Genomic DNA, 18,887 nt, shown 5'->3' on the forward strand with positions numbered 1-18,887 from the left:
TTACCCCAATTTATTCACCGACACAAATCCACCAAAATTGCGTTGGTTGCCACGTAGTTTGCAACCATTCAGGCAATGGCTGCATTTGTCCGCTTTTTGGTCGGTAGTTGCGTTGTCTTTTTCGTCAAAGTAACGTGAGCCTGTGTAGCCACATTCAGGCGAGCGGTAAATCCAAGTGCAGGTATCCGCCATAATAATGCGACTTGGGAGCTTGGCGTTATCGGTTTCAATCGGCAAAGCCAGCGTGAATGTAGCGGTTTCTCTGGTCAGGCTGGTGAGTTGCTCAATCACAAAATGGCTGATGATTTCCTGATTTGGATCGGCTTTAGGATTACCAGCGGCAAAATTAACGGCATCTAAATATTGAGCGTAAACCTGATGACGGCGGACAATCGCTCCGATACATTCATCAAACTGATTAGCAATACCCGTAACTAAGCCAAACAGATTTGATAGCGTAAGAGTAGGGCGGTTGCTTGGTCCGCTGCTGTTTCGCTCAAACCCTGTTGCCTCGATTGAGTAAGGGTCGTAAGTGTTCCCTTGCCACACCACACTTGTTTTCAGCTCATTCAAGCCTGAATAGAATCTGTAAACACCGCCTGCCGTACCGTTTTTGTCTTTAAGATTACGTAAAGACACCTCGTACAAATCAAGCATTGCATTTTGTTCAAGTTTTGAGAGGTCAAGTTTCATTTGGTTCGAGATACTGACAGGCATTATGGCACTTCCTTGAAGGTTACACTGAATTCCCAGTACTCCAAGCCTGAGGCTTTTGCTGGCCAACTGCTACACACCACTTTTTTGTTTTGTTGGGTGTAAGGATCTTTAAAATAAAAAGGGGAAACACCTCGATGTTTAGCAAAAAATGCTTCCACCGCCAAATGTTCCCCTTTCTTCACCTTGATTGTACCAGTATAGGTTCGCAACAGGTTATTTAAGCCTTTGGGAGATCGTTGGGTGTAGCCGTCCCCAAATTTTACTTCCATTATTTCGGGGCTGTTTTCCACCGAAAAATCGGTGCGTAGGCACCATTTCAATGTTTCCATTAGGCAAATACTCCTCCAGCTCGGAAGTTGTTTTGGATTGCTCCGTTCGCTTCCTGTCGGGCAATTTTTCGCATTAGCTCTACGGTGATTTGCGTTTGTTCGCCTTGCTGTTTTTGGCTCACTTTTGCCTCAACAGGTTCACCGTTGTTGATCACCTGTACGCTAATACTGCTTTGAGCCGATTTTGGTTGGTACGATGATGACGGCACTCTTGGCACCGCAACCCCACCGCCAGTCGCAAAACCACGCTTACCATAGTTAAGGTAGTTGAGGTAATCCAAGCCAATCCGTGAGGTTGCTTCTTTGGTGATGACATATTCGCCACGGTGGACGATACCAGCAGGGGTATATTTACCGCCTAGACCGGTAAAACCGCCATCGTCAAAACCAACTAAACCGCCCGTAGCATAGCCAACATAGCCACCACTAGAAAAACCAAATCCAATAGCGGACATCCCAGATTTAATCGCATTAAACAACATTATTTTGACAATCATTTTACTAATATCCGAGATAATCGATGTCGCCAAAGATTTAAAATCCGCCTTACCCGTCATCACTAAATCAGTGATTGCACTAGACATCCCATCAAAAGCTGATGTGGTAATGTTTGAGATATTCCCCGCCACATCTGTTACATCATCTTCAATCTGTGCCATGCCATCTTTAACGCCAGTAACCGCACTAACTTTGCGTTCATTTGTTTGCTTTTCAATTTCCGCACGTCGTTCTTTGAGCTTGGCAATTTCTTCATCAAGTTTAGCAATGTTTTCTTGAGTCATTCCAATTTTGAGTTTAGCGGCATCGACATCGAGCTGATGATTGTAATTAATCAATTCTTGCTCGCTTTTAGTTTTACCGAGTAAAGTTAACTCAAACTCCAACGCTTGCAGTTTTTCGGTGTTGTCATAGCTAAATTGAGAAATTGCCACTTGCTGATTAGCCGAGTCAATCTGTGTTGCCATTGACTTTAATTTTTCCACACCTTCAGCACCAAAATTTTTATATTTCTCTGCGTTTGTCGCAATATCTTGAGTTAATTTATTAACTTCTTGGTATTGAGATGTCTGACCAAATAGCTGGATATCCGCAGCATTAGCATTTAACTCTGCTAACCGCTGTTGCATTTCGGTGAGTTGGTCAGTGTATTGTTTTTGATAATCGGTGCCAGCACCTTTTTTGCCCTTACTGCCTGATTTTTTACCACCAGAGCGACCCGTTGCATTGGCGAGATATTCGGCTTCTTTCTGCGCTTCTATTTGCGCAATGTCATAATCCGAAAACTTAGATTTATCTAAGCCAAGTGCATAATCTTGGGCTTGTAATTTTGCTTTTTTGGCTGGATCTTTTTCATTTATGATTGCGGTTTGGCGTTTTGATTTTTCGATCAACTGTTTTGCCGCATCACTTAATTGTGACGCGATTTTATCTGCACTTGGGAGCGAGATAGACATACCAGACAAGCGTTGTAATGCACCCGATAAACCATTGACAGACACTGTTAAACCATCAAAATCACCAATAGCACTGCTCGCTGAATCAGCCCAAGTATTGATGCGGTTTTCGCTTGTCAGTGTCATATCACCATAGCGTTCGACGAAGCCAATCATCTCTTCTGTTCGATCAGCCAACTGCGCCGAAATAGCGTTACTTATATCTTGGGTATCATTTAATTTTTCTTGTGCCGTTTGTAAATCTGCTTTGGTTGTTGCCAATGTGCGGTTAAGTTTGGCAAGTTTTTGAGTATTTTCAATTGTAATCTCAAAACCAGTGTCATCTGTGATAACGGTTAATTTTGGCGTGTTACGAATTTGATTTTCAAGATCACTGATTGTTTTCTCAAGCTTCTTGATTTCTTGTTGTTGAGCAATAATACTTTCTTCTGCTTTGGCTTTTTCACTGCCAAGCTGGATTGAGTTCATTTTTTCAATTTCCGCGGTCAATGTTGGCAAATCATTGGCAAACGCCAGTGCCTTGTTGTGAGCTTCAGCAGTTTTTTGCGAGTAATCCAACCAAAAGCCAGCGCCTGCCGCCAATGCGATTGAGACTGCACCAATAGGTCCACCAACAAGACTTAATGCGCCCGCGCCAAGCCGTGATAAAGTATTGGTTTGTTTTTGCGCTACCGCTAAATTACGTTGTGCTGCTGCTTCCGCGTTGATCGCCGCGGTTAATTTGCCTTCGGCTGCGGATAATTGACCAATCACCGCCAATCGCTCCGCATCGGTGCGTGCGTGATTTGCCTTGATTTGGAGCAAATTCATTTCGGTTACGGCTTGTTCGCGGAGTGCTTGTGTGCGCACTTTTTCCGCTTCGGCGGCAGCCACCGCCATTACCGCTTGCTCGTTGCCTGTTTTGACAAACGATTTAAACTGGTTCGCGATCGCGCCTAATGTACCCACGCCAACCGCACCACCAATCGCATTAAGGTGCTGAGACACGCCACCGATAACGCCAACAAATTTTTGGCTAAGCCCCAAAGTCTGGTCTAATTCGCCAGCCCATTTGATGGTCGCCGTATTTAGGTTTTCAAACGCGCCAGAGACAGTCACCACGCGTGTGGCAAATTGCGAATCCACACTATTCTTGGCTTTTTCGAGAGCAGGGATCAACACGTCCATTGTGAGCTGACCTTGTTTTGCCATATTGCGTAGCTCGCCAGTACTCACCCCTAGCCCTATAGCAATTGCTTGCGCAAGCCCAGGTGTTTGTTCCATCACTGAGTTAAATTCTTCGCCGCGAAAAACCCCAGACGCTAAAGATTGCCCAAATTGTGTTAATGCAGCTTGAGCAGCTGACGCACTCGCACCAGAGATAGCTACAGCTTTTGACACGGTCTCAGTTAGACTGGCGACTTGCGCTTGACTAATACCTAAGGATTGGGCATTCTGCGCAAAGCGTTGATAGACACTCGATGTAGCGTCTACGCTTTGATTGGTTTTAAGAGAGATGTCAAAAATTGACTGCAAACCTTTTGTTGCACTAATGCCAGCTGGTTCAACTAAACGTAGTTTATTGGCAATTTCTTGGTACATTTCTGCATGTTTACCAAGCGACCCAAGCGATCCACCAAAATTGCTAAAAATGGTCGTCCAAACCGTCAATCGTGCCGAATTGTTTAGGTTAGACATTGCTGCGTCGATATTATTTAAATAACTAGACGTTTTCGACGAAAATTGTTGCGCTTTTAATCTGGCATTATCAAAATTTGCTTGTAATTTTTTAGCAAACTGCTCTGCTTGCATCCCCGTACGGTTTAGCGATGCCTGAAATTCAACGGTGTCCACGCCCAATTTAATATTTAAGTTGCCTACTGCCGACATATCAATTTCTCTCAAATAAAAAAGGCTCACCGAAGTGAACCTTTAAAGGAACTTTTAATTTTTAGCTATTTACCCAATAATTTATCCCATTTTTGCGATCTGGTTAAATTTTTATCTCGGATTATTTTAATAATCTGATATAAAAATATCAGCGCAATTAATCCAAAAACAACCAACGGATATGGATAAGGCAGAGTTAGCACCGCAAGTAACAAACCAAAGCATAAAATAAAAAACAATGTATAAAATATAAATCCACCAAACATATTTACGCTCCTTTGTTACTTTTGCTTAATTATTACACAACTACAATTAATATCAAGTGTTATTAGCGGTTAGCTAAATATTCGGCGGAGCCGTCATTTTCCACGTCATCTTTACTTTTAAAAAATGGCATAAACTCCATTAATTCGGGGTCTTTTGCTTTAGGGTTGCGATTTATCATGGCTAATAGATGGGATATTTGTGCGGTCCGATAGTCATCTCGCCACAAGCCAAATGGCTGCTCTTGCGCAAAAAGCTCCCACTCCGCAAACTCTCGCTCGGATAATTGGTCTATTTCGCTAAGCGATTTACCCAGCGCTAACGCTAAATTTAGTTGTGATTTGCGTCGGCTGGTAAGTCTTTTGGGGCAAAGTCAGACAAGGCTTTGGTAAATTGCTCAAAGGTATCTTTATCAAGTTTTGAGATAGCGTCCAAGTCGTCTTGGTTGTCTGGGTCAAAAATATTATTGCCGTCTGCGTCACATAAGCGTGTCGCTAAACTACGCGCTAAACGATACGGATCATAAACTTGCGCTAATTGTTTGGCGAGTTCGTCTTCATCGTTAAAATTTAACTCAATCCCTTGTTTTTGAGCTAATTTAATTAATTCTTGCTGTTGACCATATAACGCCTGATTCATTTCGCCAATATTAAATTCGCGAATAAAATATTTTTCACCGTTGATTTCAAGTGCGGTCAATTTTGGGGTGTTTTTTAAAAGTTTTTCACGCAAAGACATAGTTTTACTCCAAATTTAATTTAAAAAAGCCAAAATGTTTTAATCCACTTTGGCTTTTATTTTTTTATTACGCGACAGGCAATAAATAATCGCGTTTTGCTTTTTTAATGGTTACGCCAGATTCGTATTTTCCTTTTACTTCGCCGCTAAAGTTTGGCGATGTTTGGATAAATCCAGTGCCATATAAAGATCCTTGTTTATTGGTTAATACCAGCAACCAAGGAAAGTTTTCTTTGCTGTAAAATTTTTTACGCAAATCTTGTTGCATTTTGGTCGCAGGGGTAAAGAAAAAGGTGAGTTTGATCGAACCATACTCAATTTCGCCCGCTTCCGTTTCGGTGCCCTGAGAACACATCGTAGTGACATCTTCTTCGCCCAGCGTGTCACCGTCACCTTCAATGCTTTTGATCTGGCAGAAATTGTCGGACCATTGGACTTTTGCCGCTGTCGCGTTGGTAAATGATGACGGGGCATCATAACCAGACCAGTCCACTTCGTCCGCCAGCGTAATTAAACCTGTATCGCTCGCAACGGATTTAATCGGATAAGTGCCGTTTAATGCGCCTAAACCGTCAATCGTGATTGCATCACCTTTAGCGTAACCACTTGATGCAATCGTGATTGTCGCAGGAGACAAGGTGCACGCCGTGATTTTTTTTGTCGCGTCTAAACCTACACCAAGATAAAATTTAGACCCTTGAAAGGGAGTTGTTGTTGCCATAACTATGCCGCTCCTTTGCGGTAAAATGAGATGTCATATTGGATACTGCCCACAATCCACTCAGTTTGTCTGTCGTCGTTGATGTATGTAATGGCGGTCAGTTGGAGCAGCTCTAACTCGTCGGACGCATAACCGTCTAACTTGTTGATAACAAGCTCCATTAGGTCGTCTAAATCATCTTCGGGGAGTGATGATTTTAAATACACCTGTACGCTGAGTTTGCCAGCCCAATAAGCACCGCATAGCGTGCTGTCATCGGACTGGACATCATCAATAAAGACGCAGATTGCTGGCAGGTCGGTCTCTGCGGATAAAAAAACGGTGTGCCCACAAAAATAATGGTCCACACCGTCAATTTGTCCGTCTAAAAAGTCAAAAACCGACTTTCGGATTTTTTTTAGATCTTGCATTAGATGGTATCTCTTAATTGATTGACGAGCTCTTGTTTGATCTCGGTACCATAATTACTCGTTGCTTTGGTAAACTCACGCGTAATCATATCCCCCACGGGGATTTTGGTTACATCAATCGGATAACGCGCGCGACCGTCACGTTGTAAGATGTGCTCTCGACCATTTCGCAACTGTTGGCGAAAGCCGCGCGAGATAGCATATTTACCAATAACAATCCCACCGCGACCAACCCAAATACGATTTGATCGGTTTTCAAGTAGTCGTATTGCTGGCATATCCGAGCGCAAAATGCGCAATCTAGCGACGGGCAACTTATTCTTAGCACGTTCGAGCTTCATTCGTCCACGCACTGTTTTTAACGGCACTCCAACATCTTTCGCGACCGCTTTCATGGCGCGGTTGCCAATCTTGTGCGCTACTTTGTTGATCGCATTAACTGCGGCTCTTGGCACTTTTTGTCTACCAATATCATTAAGTCGTCGCTGGACGCGAGCTACATCATCTTGTAGAGACATTATTCCACCTGTAAAACTATATAGCCGTCTTGGTAGCCAAAACCCGTTACGCCATAACGCTTACCATTAATCACCACAACATCGCCACGTTTCGGGGTATAACCCTGTGATTTAAACAGGGTGAGCGTACGATAGGCACCATTTAGCGCGAGATGACCGCTATAGCCAGTAGGTTCAATTTCTCGGGGGATCTCGTCAAAGACCCCCTGATAAATCTCACCGTTGATCTCGTAGTCGGTCATAATGGTTTGTTGGATCACACGATCGGCTTGTTGTAACGCAAGATCAAAGAGGCTAGGCATTTATTTTCACGTCAACCTGTGTGGATGACGTGCCACTGTCCGACCAAGCTACACCTAATTTAATATTACTTGCCGCTGTTGTGGTTGCACCGTCTGCTTCAGACCAGTAAAGCACCGCACCTTGTTTAATGTCATCTGCCTGTTTAGCCTTAACAGTAAATACACCTGTGGTTAAACCAACACCTGTTTCTTTTGCTGCTACCGCAGTGACAGCAATTGCCGCCATAGCGCCGACAATCACCACATCACCACTGGCAACAGACTTAGCTGGCGTAAAACGGATTGTATTTCCGTCTTGTACATAATTTTTTGCCATAATTTAGATTTCCTTTTTTTAGGGATAAAAAAGACCGCACTTTTAAAAAGCACGGTCAAATTACACAACAAATTGATTAAGCGTTTGTCACTTTAACAATACCGCGGTAATCAATCACGTTAACTCCTGCGTCAATGCGGACTTTAGTTGCCACACCATCCACAGTAAAGCCTTGTTGTTGCTCAATGTAAGGCGTATCTACACCGTCAAGATAAGACACTTCGATCGCTTCTTTGTTGAGTAAGTACCAAGACTTAGGATCAGCCACTTGTAAACGAGCAGATTTAATCGGATCAACAATATCACGGATTGGATTGATAATACCGCTATTAATATCTGCACCTTCCACGCTTGACGAACCTAAGATTTGTCGTGCTTTTGTGTACAATGATGTTGGTGCAAGCATAAATTCAGGCTCAATCGCTAATGGTTCGCCACGGCTATTCACAAAACCATTCATTAACTGAATTGCTTTATCAATGTTTGTTACATCTAAGGCAGCATTAGTTAGGCTGTTTTTGTGACTTGCATCAAAGAGTTTTTTGCCGTCTTGCGCAATGGCATTGCCAGTGATCAAAGCAAAGACTAATTTAGCGATTGTAGCGCGTGCGGCTTGTCCCATTTTTTCAGGAATTTTGGTTAAAAGGTGCATATCGTCATTGATGATTGCCTGACGAGTAATGCTGAATAATTGCCCATAGGTCGCCAATGCCACTGATGCACCTTCATCACCGATTGTACCGTAAGTGTATTCTTCACCTTCGCCCACTTCTGGCAAGTAACCAAACTCACCCAAGCCAACACGTTTCGCAGGACGGAAATCCGTTAAGATGCCACGCGAAGTGAATTGCTCATAGTTTTCAGTGGTAGTTTCCCAGCCTTTGAGTAAGGATTTATGCGCTACATCAATCAAGATTTGACCAAAGTCGGAGCTTGAGTGCGTAAAGGCAAGACCAACCATCTGCATTGGAGTTAAACCTGAAATGCCTACACCACGATCAACCAATGACGCACGAGCTAATTCGCGCAAGGTCATTGCGTTGTAAGCGTTATCTTTAGCGTTGGTTTTGTCTTTATCCTGACCTGCACGAGCCATTAAAGATTGTTTCACACCATCACCAACGATATTACCGTTGCCAGCGTGAATATGATTTTGTGGTACGCTCGGTGTGGTATCTGCACCAAGTTTCGCAAGTAATTTATCTTTGGCTTGTTCCGCGGTGATAGATAAGTCACCTAAGCATTCCACTAATAAATCATTGTGAGCTGCACCAAATGGCGCAAATACAGCTTTAATGTCCGAGTTGCGTTTATTCATCGCAGCTTGTATTTGTGCGGTATTATCTACCGTAGCTTGTGTTTTTGGCTCTTCTTTTGGTTGAGCTGGCTCATTAGTTGGTGCTGGTGTAGTTGTACCAGCGTTGCCTTGTGGCTTGGTGAACATATTTTTAATTTGATTAGGCATCTTTGTATAATCCTCTAAACGTTTTGATTGTAATTGCGCCATCGCCACAAGTGGTTCGGCTAATTTATCGGCAAAACCCAACTCCACGCATTCTTTGCCATTGAGCCAAGTTTCTTCCGCTAGCATTGCTGCTATTTCTTCTTCGCTTTTACCTGTTTTACTGGTATAAGCCATAAGTAAAGAGCTTTCGACTTTATCGAGTAAGTCAGCATATTTACGCATATCTTCTGCATCGCCACCTTGGATTCCCCAAGGCTTATGGATCATCATCATCGCATTTTCAGGCATAATGATTTCATCTCCGCACATCGCAATCACACTTGCCATAGATGCAGCAAGACCGTCAATATAGACGGTCTTTTTAGCAGTATGATTTTTTAATAAGTTGTAAATGGCGATTCCATCAAATACATCTCCACCAGGTGAGTGAATGTGTAAATTAATCTGTCGGATATTGCCACCAAGTGCGGTTAAATCCTTAGCAAATTGTTGAGCCGTTACGCCCCAATAGCCAATTTCTTCAAAAATTGAGATTTCAGCTGTATCCTTGGCTAAGGCTTTAATTTTGAACCATGTTTTCATGCTTCTCCCTCTTCAATATTATTGGATTTTTTACTTGTAACCTGTGTATTTGTTAAATCAGTATCAAATTTCAATCCAGCTTCTTTATTTTCGGTAACTTCAACAATTCGTCTGCGTTTCACCTCAGCAGGATTGCTACCACTTGCGCGGATCGCTTGGCTTTCTGTTGCTAAACCACCTTTAATACGCTCTTTCCACGCATTGGCTTCTTTGATTGGATCAATCCATGGCATGACAGGCCCTGAATACACCGCATTAAACAGAGAGTTTGTATCAAGATCTGCTGGCAATTTAATTGCTTGTGATGCAATCGCCATTTTCAGCCATTCACGGTAAATCGGACGAGATACCGCAGCGACAAAGCAATCTTGCAACACCGCATAACCTTCAAAACTTTCTACCAGCTCTTGTCGTTGTGCTGAGTATGTGCCGTTGTAATCACGAGCAATACTGGAGTAGCTCGATCTTGTACCTGCTGCTGTCGCTCTTAACTGACCATTTCTAAAAGTCTCAAGATTGACATTTGGTCGGTTAGAGTTAATCAATCCAACATCTTCACCGGGTTTTAAGTCATCAATCACTGCACCTGGTGCAATATCAAAAAGTCGTGTGCCTTTCTCATCTGTATTGTCATCGTCATACAACGCTGCATCACCTTTTTTAATGTACATCGTCATCGCTGCGGCAATACGTGCTGCTACACGTTCGCTTTCTTCGTATTCTTTCAAGTCAGCAAGACGAATAATGACACCGTGCAACATACTGACACCGCGGATTTGATGTAATCGCTTGCGGAATGCTAAATGCAGCATGTTCTCAGCTGATACTTGCTTAATTTTGCCATAGTGACTAACGGCTTCCTGCGGATTATTAAGATATACTTGATAAGCTGTAGGTTTGCGCCAAGCATTAAGATACACGCCTTGTACTAATCCCTGATTGCCTATATCCGATGTCATTGGCACAAAATCAGGCTCCAATGCCTCAATCGAAAATGCGACCTTGGTTGCGTGTTCGTGTCCGATAACATGACCTTTGACCAGCTGGATAAATACCTCACCATCACGTAACCACGTGCGCAACAACATTCGTTCTAATGACGGTCTTGTATATAAGCCTGTTACATCAGGTTTCACCGACCATTCAGCCCAAAGTTTGCGAATTTGCTCTGCTAGCTCTTCGTTTACATCACCTGATTTTGTCAGTGGTTGCGGTTCAATATGAATGCCTTTCGAGCCAATCACTCTCTCTTCCATTTTATCGAGAATACCGATGACAATATCGTGATTTTGGTCTAAGGCTCGCGCTTGTTCTCTAAGACTAACCGCACTTTGCCGTACATTTGTGTTAGCACCTTGTCCGTCTCGACTAGCTTTATGCGTTCGGCTTGGCAATGCGGCTTCATACGCATTCAGTACGTAACGGCTTTGTGACCGTTTTGCCGCCCAGCGTGGAGATATTGCTGCAATGGTTTTTTCCAATATATTCATTAGATAAATCTCGCGTATTTAATACGATGTTTTTTCGTACGCTGACCGGTTTCCGCCAGCAATTCATCCAGCATTTTTTGATAGCGGTCACGCTGCTTGGTAAGTTCCGCCACCTGGTAAGATACCGATCGACCGTTAAAGGTAACTTGGCTTTGTGCTTGCTCAATCTTTTCATCAAGCGTACGGATTTTTTGTTTAAGTTCGTCTATGGTGTAAAGGCTCATTTTTACTCCAATAAAAAACCGCTTGCGGCATTCAGCTGCAAGCGGTCGGTTTTGTGAAATTTTTTGCTATTCAAGCAATAATTGTTGTGGCATTTCCAGCATTTGTGCCAACTTTGCTAAACCTTTGGCAGTAATCAATACCTGCGGATAAAGGCTTTCAGTGCCGTCATATTGATGGACGGTATGCACTTTATGTTCAAGATAGCCCGATTTCAGTTTATCTTGATATGCCACCCAAGATTTACCGCCTGTACGGCGATAGATCCAACCGTGAGCAAATAGGAACTGATTAAACTTTTTCGGCGGCACTTGTAAATGTTTTGCTGATTCGGTTAGATTTAACGATCCGTCCGATTTTGTCGCAATACGATCAAAGGCATTGGCTTTCGGAGTGAGCTCAATCACTTTTTCTGAATATTCAGCCAAAGCATTACGCAAGAAACTTGGATCGTTAAGTGCGATCATTAGATCGGGCTTGCCTTGTTTTTGTTCTAGTTCCTGCCAGCGACGGTTGATTTTAATTCGGATTTCGTGCTTATAACCAGTTACCAAATCAAGAACTTGCTCTTGTGTAAGAAGGCAATGTTTGTAAGTTTGCCCGTTCTGTGGGTGAATATAGGGGGTCTCCAAAATTATTGGATACCCTTCTTTTTGATATGCTTCATTTAGGTTTGCAATATCTCGTAATACCAGTTCGTGGCGTTTTTCACAAAGCTCCGCAATCTCACGACTGGACATTGTTAATGTTTGTTGGTTCAGGGCAAATAGGCTATTCATTTTATCCTCCTTATTTACACGCTTGTGGAATTAAGGCTTCGACTTCTTCGGCTAAACTTTCCGCTAATTCAATCGTATTGATGATAAATTTATGCGGCAGATTAAAGCCTGTGTTCAAATCACAGCCCTGATCTTGCAACAAAGCAAGTAATGCCCGAAGTTGTTGTGTAGCGACGGTAAGACGGTCGTAAGAATCGGTAGTTTGAATAGTAGAATTTTGAGTTGTCATCTGTTTATTCCTTTTGATGGATAACCCGATAAATCGGGCGGTCGGCAGCTCAAAACCTGTAAACAGTCAGGCGGAATTATTCCCTTGCGGTATTGTATTCTTCGCACTGCCGACCATTGATAAAAATTTGTTTGTTTTTGACCGCACTTTTCTGCAGGTACAAAAAAATCACGCTGACGGGGTGAATTACCGCTGTTTAATAAGGCTTTTGAGACCTTGAAAGAGATACTACTACTCAAATTCTAAGCTGTCAATAGCGGCAATTCAATTTGCATTTTATCTTCCATAATGCGGATTACACCTTCCAATACTGGCTTTTTGCCTTTCCATTCATTCAAGGCTTTACCACAAAAGCTCGCAAGCTGTTTTTCGGCTTTGTGTTCGCCTAGCAGTTGATAATACTGTTCAAGTAATGTTTTTCCACCTTTGGCTAATTCTTCTGCCATATAATCAAAGGCTTTAATATAAGAAATTTTAATTCCCATTGCCTTTTTAGATTTATATCCCATAACTAAAAGCATAAAGCCATTTTTAGTTAATTCATAGTAAGGTTGTGGCTTACCATTCTGTAACTCATTGTTTTTAAAACAAAGTCCAAAATTGGATTTTGTAAAATCATCATCTACACAATTTTCTAATAATTGTCGAATATCACGCATAACATGATTATGTTGCTTACCAAATACCTTTGCTACAATTTCTGATGTAGTCACAGTTTGATGATTTTTAATTTGTACAAATTGTTTAAAATTTTCTGGGTTTGCTAGTTGCATATAAAATAATCCTTTTAAAATTTAGATAATAAAAAACCCGACCATCTCTGATCGGGTTGTATTACCGCAACAATCCTACCTTATTACAGGCTCGTAAACTCACGATTTAAAGCTGTTCAGGAAATTAATTTAAAGCCATCCGCCTGTTTTTCCACCACCACTAAGCCAGCTATTCTTAGGATTAGTTTGCTTTTGTGGGGTTGGTTTAACTTGTTCAGGCTGTTCTCCATCAAGTTTTGATTCAACAGAAAGTGCGGTCGAATTTCGGATGATATTTGCATTTACATCAGGCAACTGCGCCCAACTTGGCACGTCTTTTTCGTCTCCCCATTTGATCCGCTCATATCCGCGTAAAATGGCGATGGCGTGCGCATAGCAAAACAAGTCAAAGGCTTCGTTGTTGCCTTTACCAGGTTTTCGCCACTTGCCGTCCGCGCCGCGCTCTTCGTAGACCAACTCGTTAAAAAACCATTCCCCGATCCAATCGGGGAAATGGATGTAGTTTGTGCCGACGCTATCACGAGATAGCGCATTGTTGATGCGGTCTTTTAAATAGTCTGTCTGCAACAGATACAACGGTACATCACCACGTGCTGATGCGTGGCGATCAGAACGATTGGTATTATCGGGATAGGTTTTTGTGATCAGCTTTTGGCGTTTGGTTGAATCACCTTTAACCAAATAGACTTTTTTTGCCAAACCGTCACGACGACATTTGCGCCAAAATTTATAGGCGTTGTCGGTGACACCATCTTCACCGCCACTATCAACAGCCATTGCCAAGATTGGCATTAAGTGGTTTTCGTTTGTGGCGAGTTTGTACTGCTTATTGAGTACATCGCTGACCAAAAACCCCCAGTCTTCGGGTATTCGTGGATCGATTTGTTCCACGACTCCGTCTTCATCAGGCAAGGTGTGCGAGATGTTGTAGCGGTCAATCAACCAGCGTTCACCATTTTCGCCATAACCAACGATTTGGACGACAAATCGGCGATTTTTACCGCCCTGTACGTCCACCGCGGCAATTAAAAAGCGGCATTGTGCTGGGATTGTTTTGTTATCCTTGCTCGCTTCTTCGCGACGCTCCATGAGTTCATCGGCTCGGCGCTGTTCAAGGGCTGAGCGAGGGAGATACGGCAACCCCCAGTCCGTATTGGTTACCGCTTTTAGGGTTTCTTCGCTCCCAGTCATCTCATACTCATGTTCAGCGTTGAGCAATTTATAAATCAACTGCGACCAAGTCTGATAGGCTGCCGCAGGACCTTCTAGCCAAAAGCTGGCAATTCGAGAATTTCTTGGCTCACCTGAGATCTTGCCGTTTTTGTCAATACGTTGACCGTCTTTCAGCCACACACCACTGATATTTAATTCTCGCTTGCGTTCGGGTGAGATTAAGGCTTGGCAATGCGGGCATTGTAAGCGCGCCTTTTCGCTCGCTTTGACATAATCGGTATCATCACGATAGCCCGTCATATTTGCCATGGATGGCTCAAAATATTCGCCACAATCTGGACACTGCCAGTAAAACCGACGGCGATCACCGCGGTTATACAGACTTAAAATACCTGTTGTAGGCGGTGCTTCATGTGTCGTTTTCGGTTGATGTTTGAGATCAACAATATCCTTACCTGGTGAGCTTTCGACAAGCGTCATGCCTGCACTCATAAATGTTGTTGTACGTTTGCTCGCAAGCGAAAAGCCGTCACCCTCACCGTCTATATCATCTGGCCAGCGGTCATAGTCGGTTAAGGCAACGAATTTGTAATCGGACGATGACAAAACATTGATTGAGGGCCAACCGATTTTAAGTAAGTTACCCGCTCGGAAATACTTGTCGTGGACATTGTTGTCATTTTTGCGTGGACTGAGCCGTTTGGTGATTTCGGGCGAACAGCGGAAAGTGCGATCTAATCTTTTACGGCTATGTTCGCTGGCTTTTTCTTGGGTGAGTTGTACCAGTAGGAAATCCGACGGATCGCAAATAATGGAATAGGTGATCCAGCCGTCAATTAAGCCGATGGTTTTTCCCGTTCGGGCAGGGCCAACAAAAATCACGGCATCATATTCACGGCTATTAAGACAGTCCATTGGCTCTAACATATAGGCAGCAGTGTTTTTATCCCACTTAACGGAGTTACCACCACCAACAGGCACACGCATATATTCCGCTACTGCTTCGGAGACTTTCATTCGGCGTGGTGCCTTGATTGCGCTCGCCATGTCGCAGCGGATGTCTTTCGCTGACGCAAACATTATTCGTCTTCTCCATTCGTAATATCTGTTTCGCTTTGTTGAATATGTAGCGCCATTTGGTCGCGTATATCATCAATCACCTGTTGGACGCGAATCAAATCTTTAGGCTGTAATCCACAGTCACGCTCTAAAATATCTGGTAACGTCTCTAAAGTTTGGACGACGGCTTTCGCCATTGTCCCCATTTCTAATGCAACTTCACTGGCGGGGATTAGCTCGCCAGTCTCACGCTCAAAGCGTAGTCGCTCGTTTTCAGATTGATACCAAGCTCGACGCTCTACTGGTGATAATCTGTCAACATCTGCTGACATCTTCTCCGTGAGTCCTGTTAATATCAAATCGCGCAAAGAATAAAGCTTTAATTTACTATTACTCCCGATAGCTGGAGTCAACCCAGCTGTTCGTTGTGATACGGTTTGGCGGTGTAATCCAGTGAGTTCGGCGATCTGATTTATATTTAACTTGATATCATGTAGATTATCCATAAACTCAAATCCTAGTAATAAAAATCAACCACCAACAGGCATCGCATAAAAAGATGATGATGCCTAGAAACTAAAAAAACTGCCGAAATCCGCGCTGCCACAACCCCGCGGAATAGGATACCCCCTCAGGAGTACCTTTTAATAATTAGATAATTAGGTTTACAATAAATTAATTTAAATAAAATTAGATTATTTACTAATTGCTAATTGACAATATAGAAAAAATATCTTATTATCTAATCATTAAAAGAAACTTGTTTAATCAAGGAGATTAAATGAATCAGATATACTGGACTAAGAAAGCACTTAAACAGTTACTTGCAATAGACCAAAGGTATGTGACAGCAATAAGAAATAAAGTCAATGAATTAAAAGAATTTCCAAACGTCACATTAGATTTAAAAAAAATGAAGAGCGAAAATAACCAATATAGATTAAGAGTTGGAGATTACCGAATCTTATTTGAAATAATCCACGGTGAGCCAACAATAATTAATATCCAAATGGTTAAGCGCAGAACATCAACAACATATTAAAAAGGGAGCAACCCCTTTTAAGGAAGAAAAATGAACTTACAATACATTAACGATATAAAAGGTAATCCACAATTTGTAGTACTACCTATAGAAGAATTTAATAGATTAGTCGCTCTTGATGATGCATCAGAATACAAAGATGTACCTTATTTATCCGATGCCACAGATAATGAAACCATACCTAATGAAGTGATTAACATCATGTTTGAACAAGATATTAGCTTACTTGCATCATGGCGTGTCTATCGAGGACTATCACAATACGAGGTAGCAGATAAAACAGGACTAACACAATCCTCTATTTCTCAAGCTGAAAAAAAAGGCTCTAAACCACAACAAAAAACCTGTGAGCGATTAGCAAAAGTTTATCAGTGCAAACCAGAACAACTCACACTTTAGCATAAAAGGGGAGATCTCCCCCTTATTACCTATGATGTATCACGTACAATCAATAGCAATATCAGCCACAGTTATCATCACCACCAATCATTGTTCTTTTCCCATATCCACAATAGGCAATTCCACCATGCCAACCACTTCAACCACATCTAACGGGCTAACGTCATCAGCATAAAAGCTACCGTCGGAATTGTGCCAGTGTGTTAATGGTGGTTCTTCCATATGCGTACACTCAACCAGCAACCACTTGCCGAACTGTGTTTCATATACCACATTGCATAACTGACCATTACGCAATTTAACAATATCACCTTTATTTATTTCCATCTTTACCACCTAAAGTAATAGGTTTGCCCACATATATAGGGTAAACGGGATTATAATACGGGTCATCTCTATACTTAATACTAAGCATGAAAAAGCAAATCTCATCAGCGATATCTAAAACCCTCTGAGGGATAAAATTCGCAGTCTGAATTATTGGCGCTTCGCTATCTATATTGCCAATATAAATAGGGATACCCCACAACTTACCATAGTGAGTGTATCCCTCTTTTAATAATTTCTTTTTTGATTTAGGCAGTAACATGTTATTTGCTCAATTCTTCTTTCTGCCATTCGCGGATTTTGTCGATACGGTTTAAACACATATCACGTTCGCGCTTAAGGATTACTGCATACTGTGTCACATCGCCGTAGGTGCGGCCGTCAAACGCCGTCTTGTCTAAATGCGCAGTAAATGCAGCGGGAAATTGCGGGCAAGCAGTGACATCAGGCTTACTCGCGCAGGAACTCAACAACATTGCGAGGAGCGTCAGCATTAAAAGCTGCACTTGCTTTGGTTTGTTTTGGAATAGATTTGATAACTGCATCTGATTTACTCCTTGCGTCCGATTCAGCCTTACTTAGTTCAAGCGTTAGCTGTTTATTGTATTCTGCGTCTGCTTTTAGCTGTTTGATTGTGCTGCTTTGCGTAGTGATGGTTTGCTTATGCGTTTCAATCTCGGCGTTAAGAACATCAATCTTGTTTGATTGATGATAAATCCAACCGCACAGCCCAAACGCAACCGCCAACACACAAACTACACATAACCAAAATAATTTAGTTAAACTATCGCCAATACCCATATCATCACCTTAATTAAATAGCCGCGCGGTTTAGGCTCTTTCGTTTACGCTTTCGCCATCTGATTTACTTAGTCCCATAACCGCGCTACTAATCCTTAACGCAAGTCGGAAAAGCACAAGGCTTTTTCTTTCTCGCGACGAATAACAAGCCCACTTAATTTTTTACCGCCAGCATAAACCCAGCGTGGAAACTGATTACACACAGAATCCAATTCCCCCGTTCTTGCTTTTGTAAACATCGTGGAATTACGCACGGCATCACACCCCACATTAAACGTGATTGATGTCAATGCTTCAAATACCGACAATGGCAATTTTTTACCGTTAGCAAAACGATTGACACACTGCTCGGCGGTCTGAATATCCTTAACCCAACGTTGAGCAATTTCATTATCTGTGTAGCGTTTCTTTGGATTGATTGGCTCGCCACCAGCAGCCGTACTCCCAACGCCAACAGTTAATATATTCGCAGGGCATTTATACGGATCACGGCGACAACTTTCGGAGTTACCAATAATAGATAGCCCACGCTCAGTTGTACGGATTGCATTATTGTAATTAACCATAACAATACCGATAATTGCAGCAACAGAGCATAAAATCACTTTCTTATTTATCGCCACTATCAATCACCTTGCCATGCTTATCTCTAATCCCCGCTCGAATTTCCTCAAGTTCAAGCATCCGTTTTTTATACCTTGATTCACGATAAAAATTACAAATCGTAACCACAATACCAATCACGATTGACCATTCTGTTAGCGTAAACATACCAAAGAGCGCAGTAATCCACCCCCAGGCTTGCGATTCTACAGGCATATCTTTTAGCATTTTCATACCCCACCCCGCTTATTCGAGGTAATAAAAAAGCCCACCTGTTACAGTAGGCATAAAGTTCTGTTAAGATA

General features: G+C 42.4%; 27 protein-coding genes. 2 read left to right on the plus strand and 25 right to left on the minus strand.

Features of this window, described 5'->3' with window-relative positions; all coding sequences use genetic code 11:
- The 19 genes from BN1226_RS06330 to BN1226_RS06415 all read right to left on the minus strand — a co-directional run bounded on the left by BN1226_RS06330 (window position 1) and on the right by BN1226_RS06415 (window position 15,916).
- Window positions 1–717, minus strand: coding sequence for a phage minor tail protein L (locus BN1226_RS06330; RefSeq protein WP_044470454.1), 717 nt, complete (start codon window positions 715–717; stop codon window positions 1–3).
- On the minus strand, window positions 717–1,046 hold the full coding sequence (locus BN1226_RS06335; RefSeq protein ID WP_044470455.1) for a phage tail protein: 330 nt from the start codon (window positions 1,044–1,046) through the stop codon (window positions 717–719). Before BN1226_RS06335 ends, BN1226_RS06330 begins: the two co-directional genes overlap by 1 nt.
- Window positions 1,046–4,369, minus strand: a complete 3,324-nt coding sequence (locus BN1226_RS06340; RefSeq protein WP_044470456.1) for a phage tail tape measure protein — start codon at window positions 4,367–4,369, stop codon at window positions 1,046–1,048. The genes BN1226_RS06335 and BN1226_RS06340 overlap by 1 nt, the downstream gene beginning before the upstream one ends.
- Before the next feature lie 65 nt (window positions 4,370–4,434).
- Window positions 4,435–4,635, minus strand: a complete 201-nt coding sequence (locus tag BN1226_RS06345; protein ID WP_044470457.1) for a hypothetical protein — start codon at window positions 4,633–4,635, stop codon at window positions 4,435–4,437.
- Window positions 4,636–4,697: 62 nt separating this feature from the next.
- Window positions 4,698–4,949, minus strand: a complete 252-nt coding sequence (locus BN1226_RS10595; protein WP_077064995.1) for a phage tail assembly protein T — start codon at window positions 4,947–4,949, stop codon at window positions 4,698–4,700.
- A gap of 14 nt (window positions 4,950–4,963) precedes the next feature.
- Window positions 4,964–5,371 (minus strand): hypothetical protein, encoded by a 408-nt coding sequence (locus tag BN1226_RS06350; protein WP_044470458.1) that lies wholly within the window; start codon window positions 5,369–5,371, stop codon window positions 4,964–4,966.
- Window positions 5,372–5,438: 67 nt separating this feature from the next.
- The gene (locus BN1226_RS06355) at window positions 5,439–6,092 is read right to left on the minus strand and encodes a hypothetical protein (RefSeq protein ID WP_044470459.1); all 654 of its coding nucleotides are present in this window, start codon (window positions 6,090–6,092) and stop codon (window positions 5,439–5,441) included.
- Between the two features lie 2 nt (window positions 6,093–6,094).
- Entirely contained in the window at window positions 6,095–6,502 is a 408-nt protein-coding gene (gene gpU, locus BN1226_RS06360) for a phage tail terminator protein (protein ID WP_044470460.1), read from the minus strand.
- On the minus strand, window positions 6,502–7,020 hold the full coding sequence (locus BN1226_RS06365) for a phage tail protein (protein ID WP_044470461.1): 519 nt from the start codon (window positions 7,018–7,020) through the stop codon (window positions 6,502–6,504). Before BN1226_RS06365 ends, gpU begins: the two co-directional genes overlap by 1 nt.
- Window positions 7,020–7,322 carry a hypothetical protein gene (locus BN1226_RS06370; RefSeq protein ID WP_044470462.1) on the minus strand — a complete coding sequence of 101 codons (303 nt, stop codon included), beginning with the start codon at window positions 7,320–7,322 and terminating at the stop codon, window positions 7,020–7,022. The genes BN1226_RS06365 and BN1226_RS06370 overlap by 1 nt, the downstream gene beginning before the upstream one ends.
- Window positions 7,315–7,638 carry a DUF2190 family protein gene (locus BN1226_RS06375; protein WP_044470463.1) on the minus strand — a complete coding sequence of 108 codons (324 nt, stop codon included), beginning with the start codon at window positions 7,636–7,638 and terminating at the stop codon, window positions 7,315–7,317. Before BN1226_RS06375 ends, BN1226_RS06370 begins: the two co-directional genes overlap by 8 nt.
- A gap of 76 nt (window positions 7,639–7,714) precedes the next feature.
- The gene (locus tag BN1226_RS06380) at window positions 7,715–9,685 is read right to left on the minus strand and encodes a ClpP-like prohead protease/major capsid protein fusion protein (RefSeq protein ID WP_044470464.1); all 1,971 of its coding nucleotides are present in this window, start codon (window positions 9,683–9,685) and stop codon (window positions 7,715–7,717) included.
- Window positions 9,682–11,175, minus strand: coding sequence for a phage portal protein (locus BN1226_RS06385; protein ID WP_044470465.1), 1,494 nt, complete (start codon window positions 11,173–11,175; stop codon window positions 9,682–9,684). Before BN1226_RS06385 ends, BN1226_RS06380 begins: the two co-directional genes overlap by 4 nt.
- A complete protein-coding gene (locus BN1226_RS06390) occupies window positions 11,175–11,399 on the minus strand; it encodes a hypothetical protein (RefSeq protein WP_044470466.1) in 225 nt (74 codons plus the stop codon). Before BN1226_RS06390 ends, BN1226_RS06385 begins: the two co-directional genes overlap by 1 nt.
- A 66-nt stretch (window positions 11,400–11,465) precedes the next feature.
- Window positions 11,466–12,176, minus strand: coding sequence for a phage antirepressor KilAC domain-containing protein (locus BN1226_RS06395; protein WP_044470467.1), 711 nt, complete (start codon window positions 12,174–12,176; stop codon window positions 11,466–11,468).
- Window positions 12,177–12,186: 10 nt separating this feature from the next.
- Entirely contained in the window at window positions 12,187–12,405 is a 219-nt protein-coding gene (locus BN1226_RS06400; RefSeq protein WP_044470468.1) for a hypothetical protein, read from the minus strand.
- A 242-nt stretch (window positions 12,406–12,647) separates the two neighbouring features.
- Entirely contained in the window at window positions 12,648–13,178 is a 531-nt protein-coding gene (locus BN1226_RS06405) for a Rha family transcriptional regulator (protein WP_044470469.1), read from the minus strand.
- A gap of 129 nt (window positions 13,179–13,307) precedes the next feature.
- A complete protein-coding gene (locus tag BN1226_RS06410) occupies window positions 13,308–15,431 on the minus strand; it encodes a phage terminase large subunit family protein (RefSeq protein WP_044470470.1) in 2,124 nt (707 codons plus the stop codon).
- Window positions 15,431–15,916, minus strand: a complete 486-nt coding sequence (locus BN1226_RS06415; RefSeq protein ID WP_044470471.1) for a DUF1441 family protein — start codon at window positions 15,914–15,916, stop codon at window positions 15,431–15,433. The genes BN1226_RS06410 and BN1226_RS06415 overlap by 1 nt, the downstream gene beginning before the upstream one ends.
- A 275-nt stretch (window positions 15,917–16,191) precedes the next feature.
- Between BN1226_RS06415 and BN1226_RS06420 the strand changes: the two genes are divergently transcribed.
- A complete protein-coding gene (locus BN1226_RS06420; protein WP_044470472.1) occupies window positions 16,192–16,452 on the plus strand; it encodes a type II toxin-antitoxin system RelE family toxin in 261 nt (86 codons plus the stop codon).
- Between the two features lie 30 nt (window positions 16,453–16,482).
- The gene (locus BN1226_RS06425; RefSeq protein WP_044470473.1) at window positions 16,483–16,851 is read left to right on the plus strand and encodes a helix-turn-helix domain-containing protein; all 369 of its coding nucleotides are present in this window, start codon (window positions 16,483–16,485) and stop codon (window positions 16,849–16,851) included.
- Between the two features lie 87 nt (window positions 16,852–16,938).
- Here BN1226_RS06425 and BN1226_RS06430 read toward each other — a convergent pair whose 3' ends face one another.
- From BN1226_RS06430 to BN1226_RS06450, 6 genes are all read right to left on the minus strand, one after another.
- Complete coding sequence (locus tag BN1226_RS06430) at window positions 16,939–17,178, minus strand: hypothetical protein (protein ID WP_044470474.1); 240 nt, start codon at window positions 17,176–17,178, stop codon at window positions 16,939–16,941.
- Window positions 17,165–17,440: a hypothetical protein gene (locus tag BN1226_RS06435; protein ID WP_044470475.1), complete on the minus strand. Its 276-nt coding sequence runs from the start codon at window positions 17,438–17,440 to the stop codon at window positions 17,165–17,167. The genes BN1226_RS06430 and BN1226_RS06435 overlap by 14 nt, the downstream gene beginning before the upstream one ends.
- Window position 17,441: 1 nt before the next feature.
- On the minus strand, window positions 17,442–17,723 hold the full coding sequence (gene lysC, locus BN1226_RS10975; RefSeq protein WP_082041912.1) for an Rz1-like lysis system protein LysC: 282 nt from the start codon (window positions 17,721–17,723) through the stop codon (window positions 17,442–17,444).
- A complete protein-coding gene (locus BN1226_RS06440; protein WP_044470476.1) occupies window positions 17,629–17,979 on the minus strand; it encodes a DUF2570 family protein in 351 nt (116 codons plus the stop codon). Before BN1226_RS06440 ends, lysC begins: the two co-directional genes overlap by 95 nt.
- Window positions 17,980–18,074: 95 nt before the next feature.
- Window positions 18,075–18,545, minus strand: coding sequence for a lysozyme (locus BN1226_RS06445; protein WP_082041914.1), 471 nt, complete (start codon window positions 18,543–18,545; stop codon window positions 18,075–18,077).
- Between the two features lie 43 nt (window positions 18,546–18,588).
- Entirely contained in the window at window positions 18,589–18,816 is a 228-nt protein-coding gene (locus tag BN1226_RS06450; RefSeq protein WP_044470477.1) for an HP1 family phage holin, read from the minus strand.
- Window positions 18,817–18,887 lie beyond the last annotated feature (71 nt).

Source organism: Mannheimia massilioguelmaensis (assembly GCF_000940515.1).
GTDB lineage: Bacteria > Pseudomonadota > Gammaproteobacteria > Enterobacterales > Pasteurellaceae > Basfia > Basfia bettyae.

Excerpts from the sequence above, each read along its gene's own strand:
- BN1226_RS06330 (WP_044470454.1), bottom strand. The coding sequence starts at position 717 with ATGCCTGTCAGTATCTCGAACCAAATGAAACTTGACCTCTCAAAACTT.
- BN1226_RS06335 (WP_044470455.1), bottom strand. The coding sequence starts at position 1,046 with ATGGAAACATTGAAATGGTGCCTACGCACCGATTTTTCGGTGGAAAAC.
- BN1226_RS06340 (WP_044470456.1), bottom strand. The coding sequence starts at position 4,369 with ATGTCGGCAGTAGGCAACTTAAATATTAAATTGGGCGTGGACACCGTT.
- BN1226_RS06345 (WP_044470457.1), bottom strand. The coding sequence starts at position 4,635 with ATGTTTGGTGGATTTATATTTTATACATTGTTTTTTATTTTATGCTTT.
- BN1226_RS06350 (WP_044470458.1), bottom strand. The coding sequence starts at position 5,371 with ATGTCTTTGCGTGAAAAACTTTTAAAAAACACCCCAAAATTGACCGCA.
- BN1226_RS06355 (WP_044470459.1), bottom strand. The coding sequence starts at position 6,092 with ATGGCAACAACAACTCCCTTTCAAGGGTCTAAATTTTATCTTGGTGTA.
- gpU (WP_044470460.1), bottom strand. The coding sequence starts at position 6,502 with ATGCAAGATCTAAAAAAAATCCGAAAGTCGGTTTTTGACTTTTTAGAC.
- BN1226_RS06365 (WP_044470461.1), bottom strand. The coding sequence starts at position 7,020 with ATGTCTCTACAAGATGATGTAGCTCGCGTCCAGCGACGACTTAATGAT.
- BN1226_RS06370 (WP_044470462.1), bottom strand. The coding sequence starts at position 7,322 with ATGCCTAGCCTCTTTGATCTTGCGTTACAACAAGCCGATCGTGTGATC.
- BN1226_RS06375 (WP_044470463.1), bottom strand. The coding sequence starts at position 7,638 with ATGGCAAAAAATTATGTACAAGACGGAAATACAATCCGTTTTACGCCA.
- BN1226_RS06380 (WP_044470464.1), bottom strand. The coding sequence starts at position 9,685 with ATGAAAACATGGTTCAAAATTAAAGCCTTAGCCAAGGATACAGCTGAA.
- BN1226_RS06385 (WP_044470465.1), bottom strand. The coding sequence starts at position 11,175 with ATGAATATATTGGAAAAAACCATTGCAGCAATATCTCCACGCTGGGCG.
- BN1226_RS06390 (WP_044470466.1), bottom strand. The coding sequence starts at position 11,399 with ATGAGCCTTTACACCATAGACGAACTTAAACAAAAAATCCGTACGCTT.
- BN1226_RS06395 (WP_044470467.1), bottom strand. The coding sequence starts at position 12,176 with ATGAATAGCCTATTTGCCCTGAACCAACAAACATTAACAATGTCCAGT.
- BN1226_RS06400 (WP_044470468.1), bottom strand. The coding sequence starts at position 12,405 with ATGACAACTCAAAATTCTACTATTCAAACTACCGATTCTTACGACCGT.
- BN1226_RS06405 (WP_044470469.1), bottom strand. The coding sequence starts at position 13,178 with ATGCAACTAGCAAACCCAGAAAATTTTAAACAATTTGTACAAATTAAA.
- BN1226_RS06410 (WP_044470470.1), bottom strand. The coding sequence starts at position 15,431 with ATGTTTGCGTCAGCGAAAGACATCCGCTGCGACATGGCGAGCGCAATC.
- BN1226_RS06415 (WP_044470471.1), bottom strand. The coding sequence starts at position 15,916 with ATGGATAATCTACATGATATCAAGTTAAATATAAATCAGATCGCCGAA.
- BN1226_RS06420 (WP_044470472.1), top strand. The coding sequence starts at position 16,192 with ATGAATCAGATATACTGGACTAAGAAAGCACTTAAACAGTTACTTGCA.
- BN1226_RS06425 (WP_044470473.1), top strand. The coding sequence starts at position 16,483 with ATGAACTTACAATACATTAACGATATAAAAGGTAATCCACAATTTGTA.
- BN1226_RS06430 (WP_044470474.1), bottom strand. The coding sequence starts at position 17,178 with ATGGAAATAAATAAAGGTGATATTGTTAAATTGCGTAATGGTCAGTTA.
- BN1226_RS06435 (WP_044470475.1), bottom strand. The coding sequence starts at position 17,440 with ATGTTACTGCCTAAATCAAAAAAGAAATTATTAAAAGAGGGATACACT.
- lysC (WP_082041912.1), bottom strand. The coding sequence starts at position 17,723 with ATGCAGTTATCAAATCTATTCCAAAACAAACCAAAGCAAGTGCAGCTT.
- BN1226_RS06440 (WP_044470476.1), bottom strand. The coding sequence starts at position 17,979 with ATGGGTATTGGCGATAGTTTAACTAAATTATTTTGGTTATGTGTAGTT.
- BN1226_RS06445 (WP_082041914.1), bottom strand. The coding sequence starts at position 18,545 with ATGGTTAATTACAATAATGCAATCCGTACAACTGAGCGTGGGCTATCT.
- BN1226_RS06450 (WP_044470477.1), bottom strand. The coding sequence starts at position 18,816 with ATGAAAATGCTAAAAGATATGCCTGTAGAATCGCAAGCCTGGGGGTGG.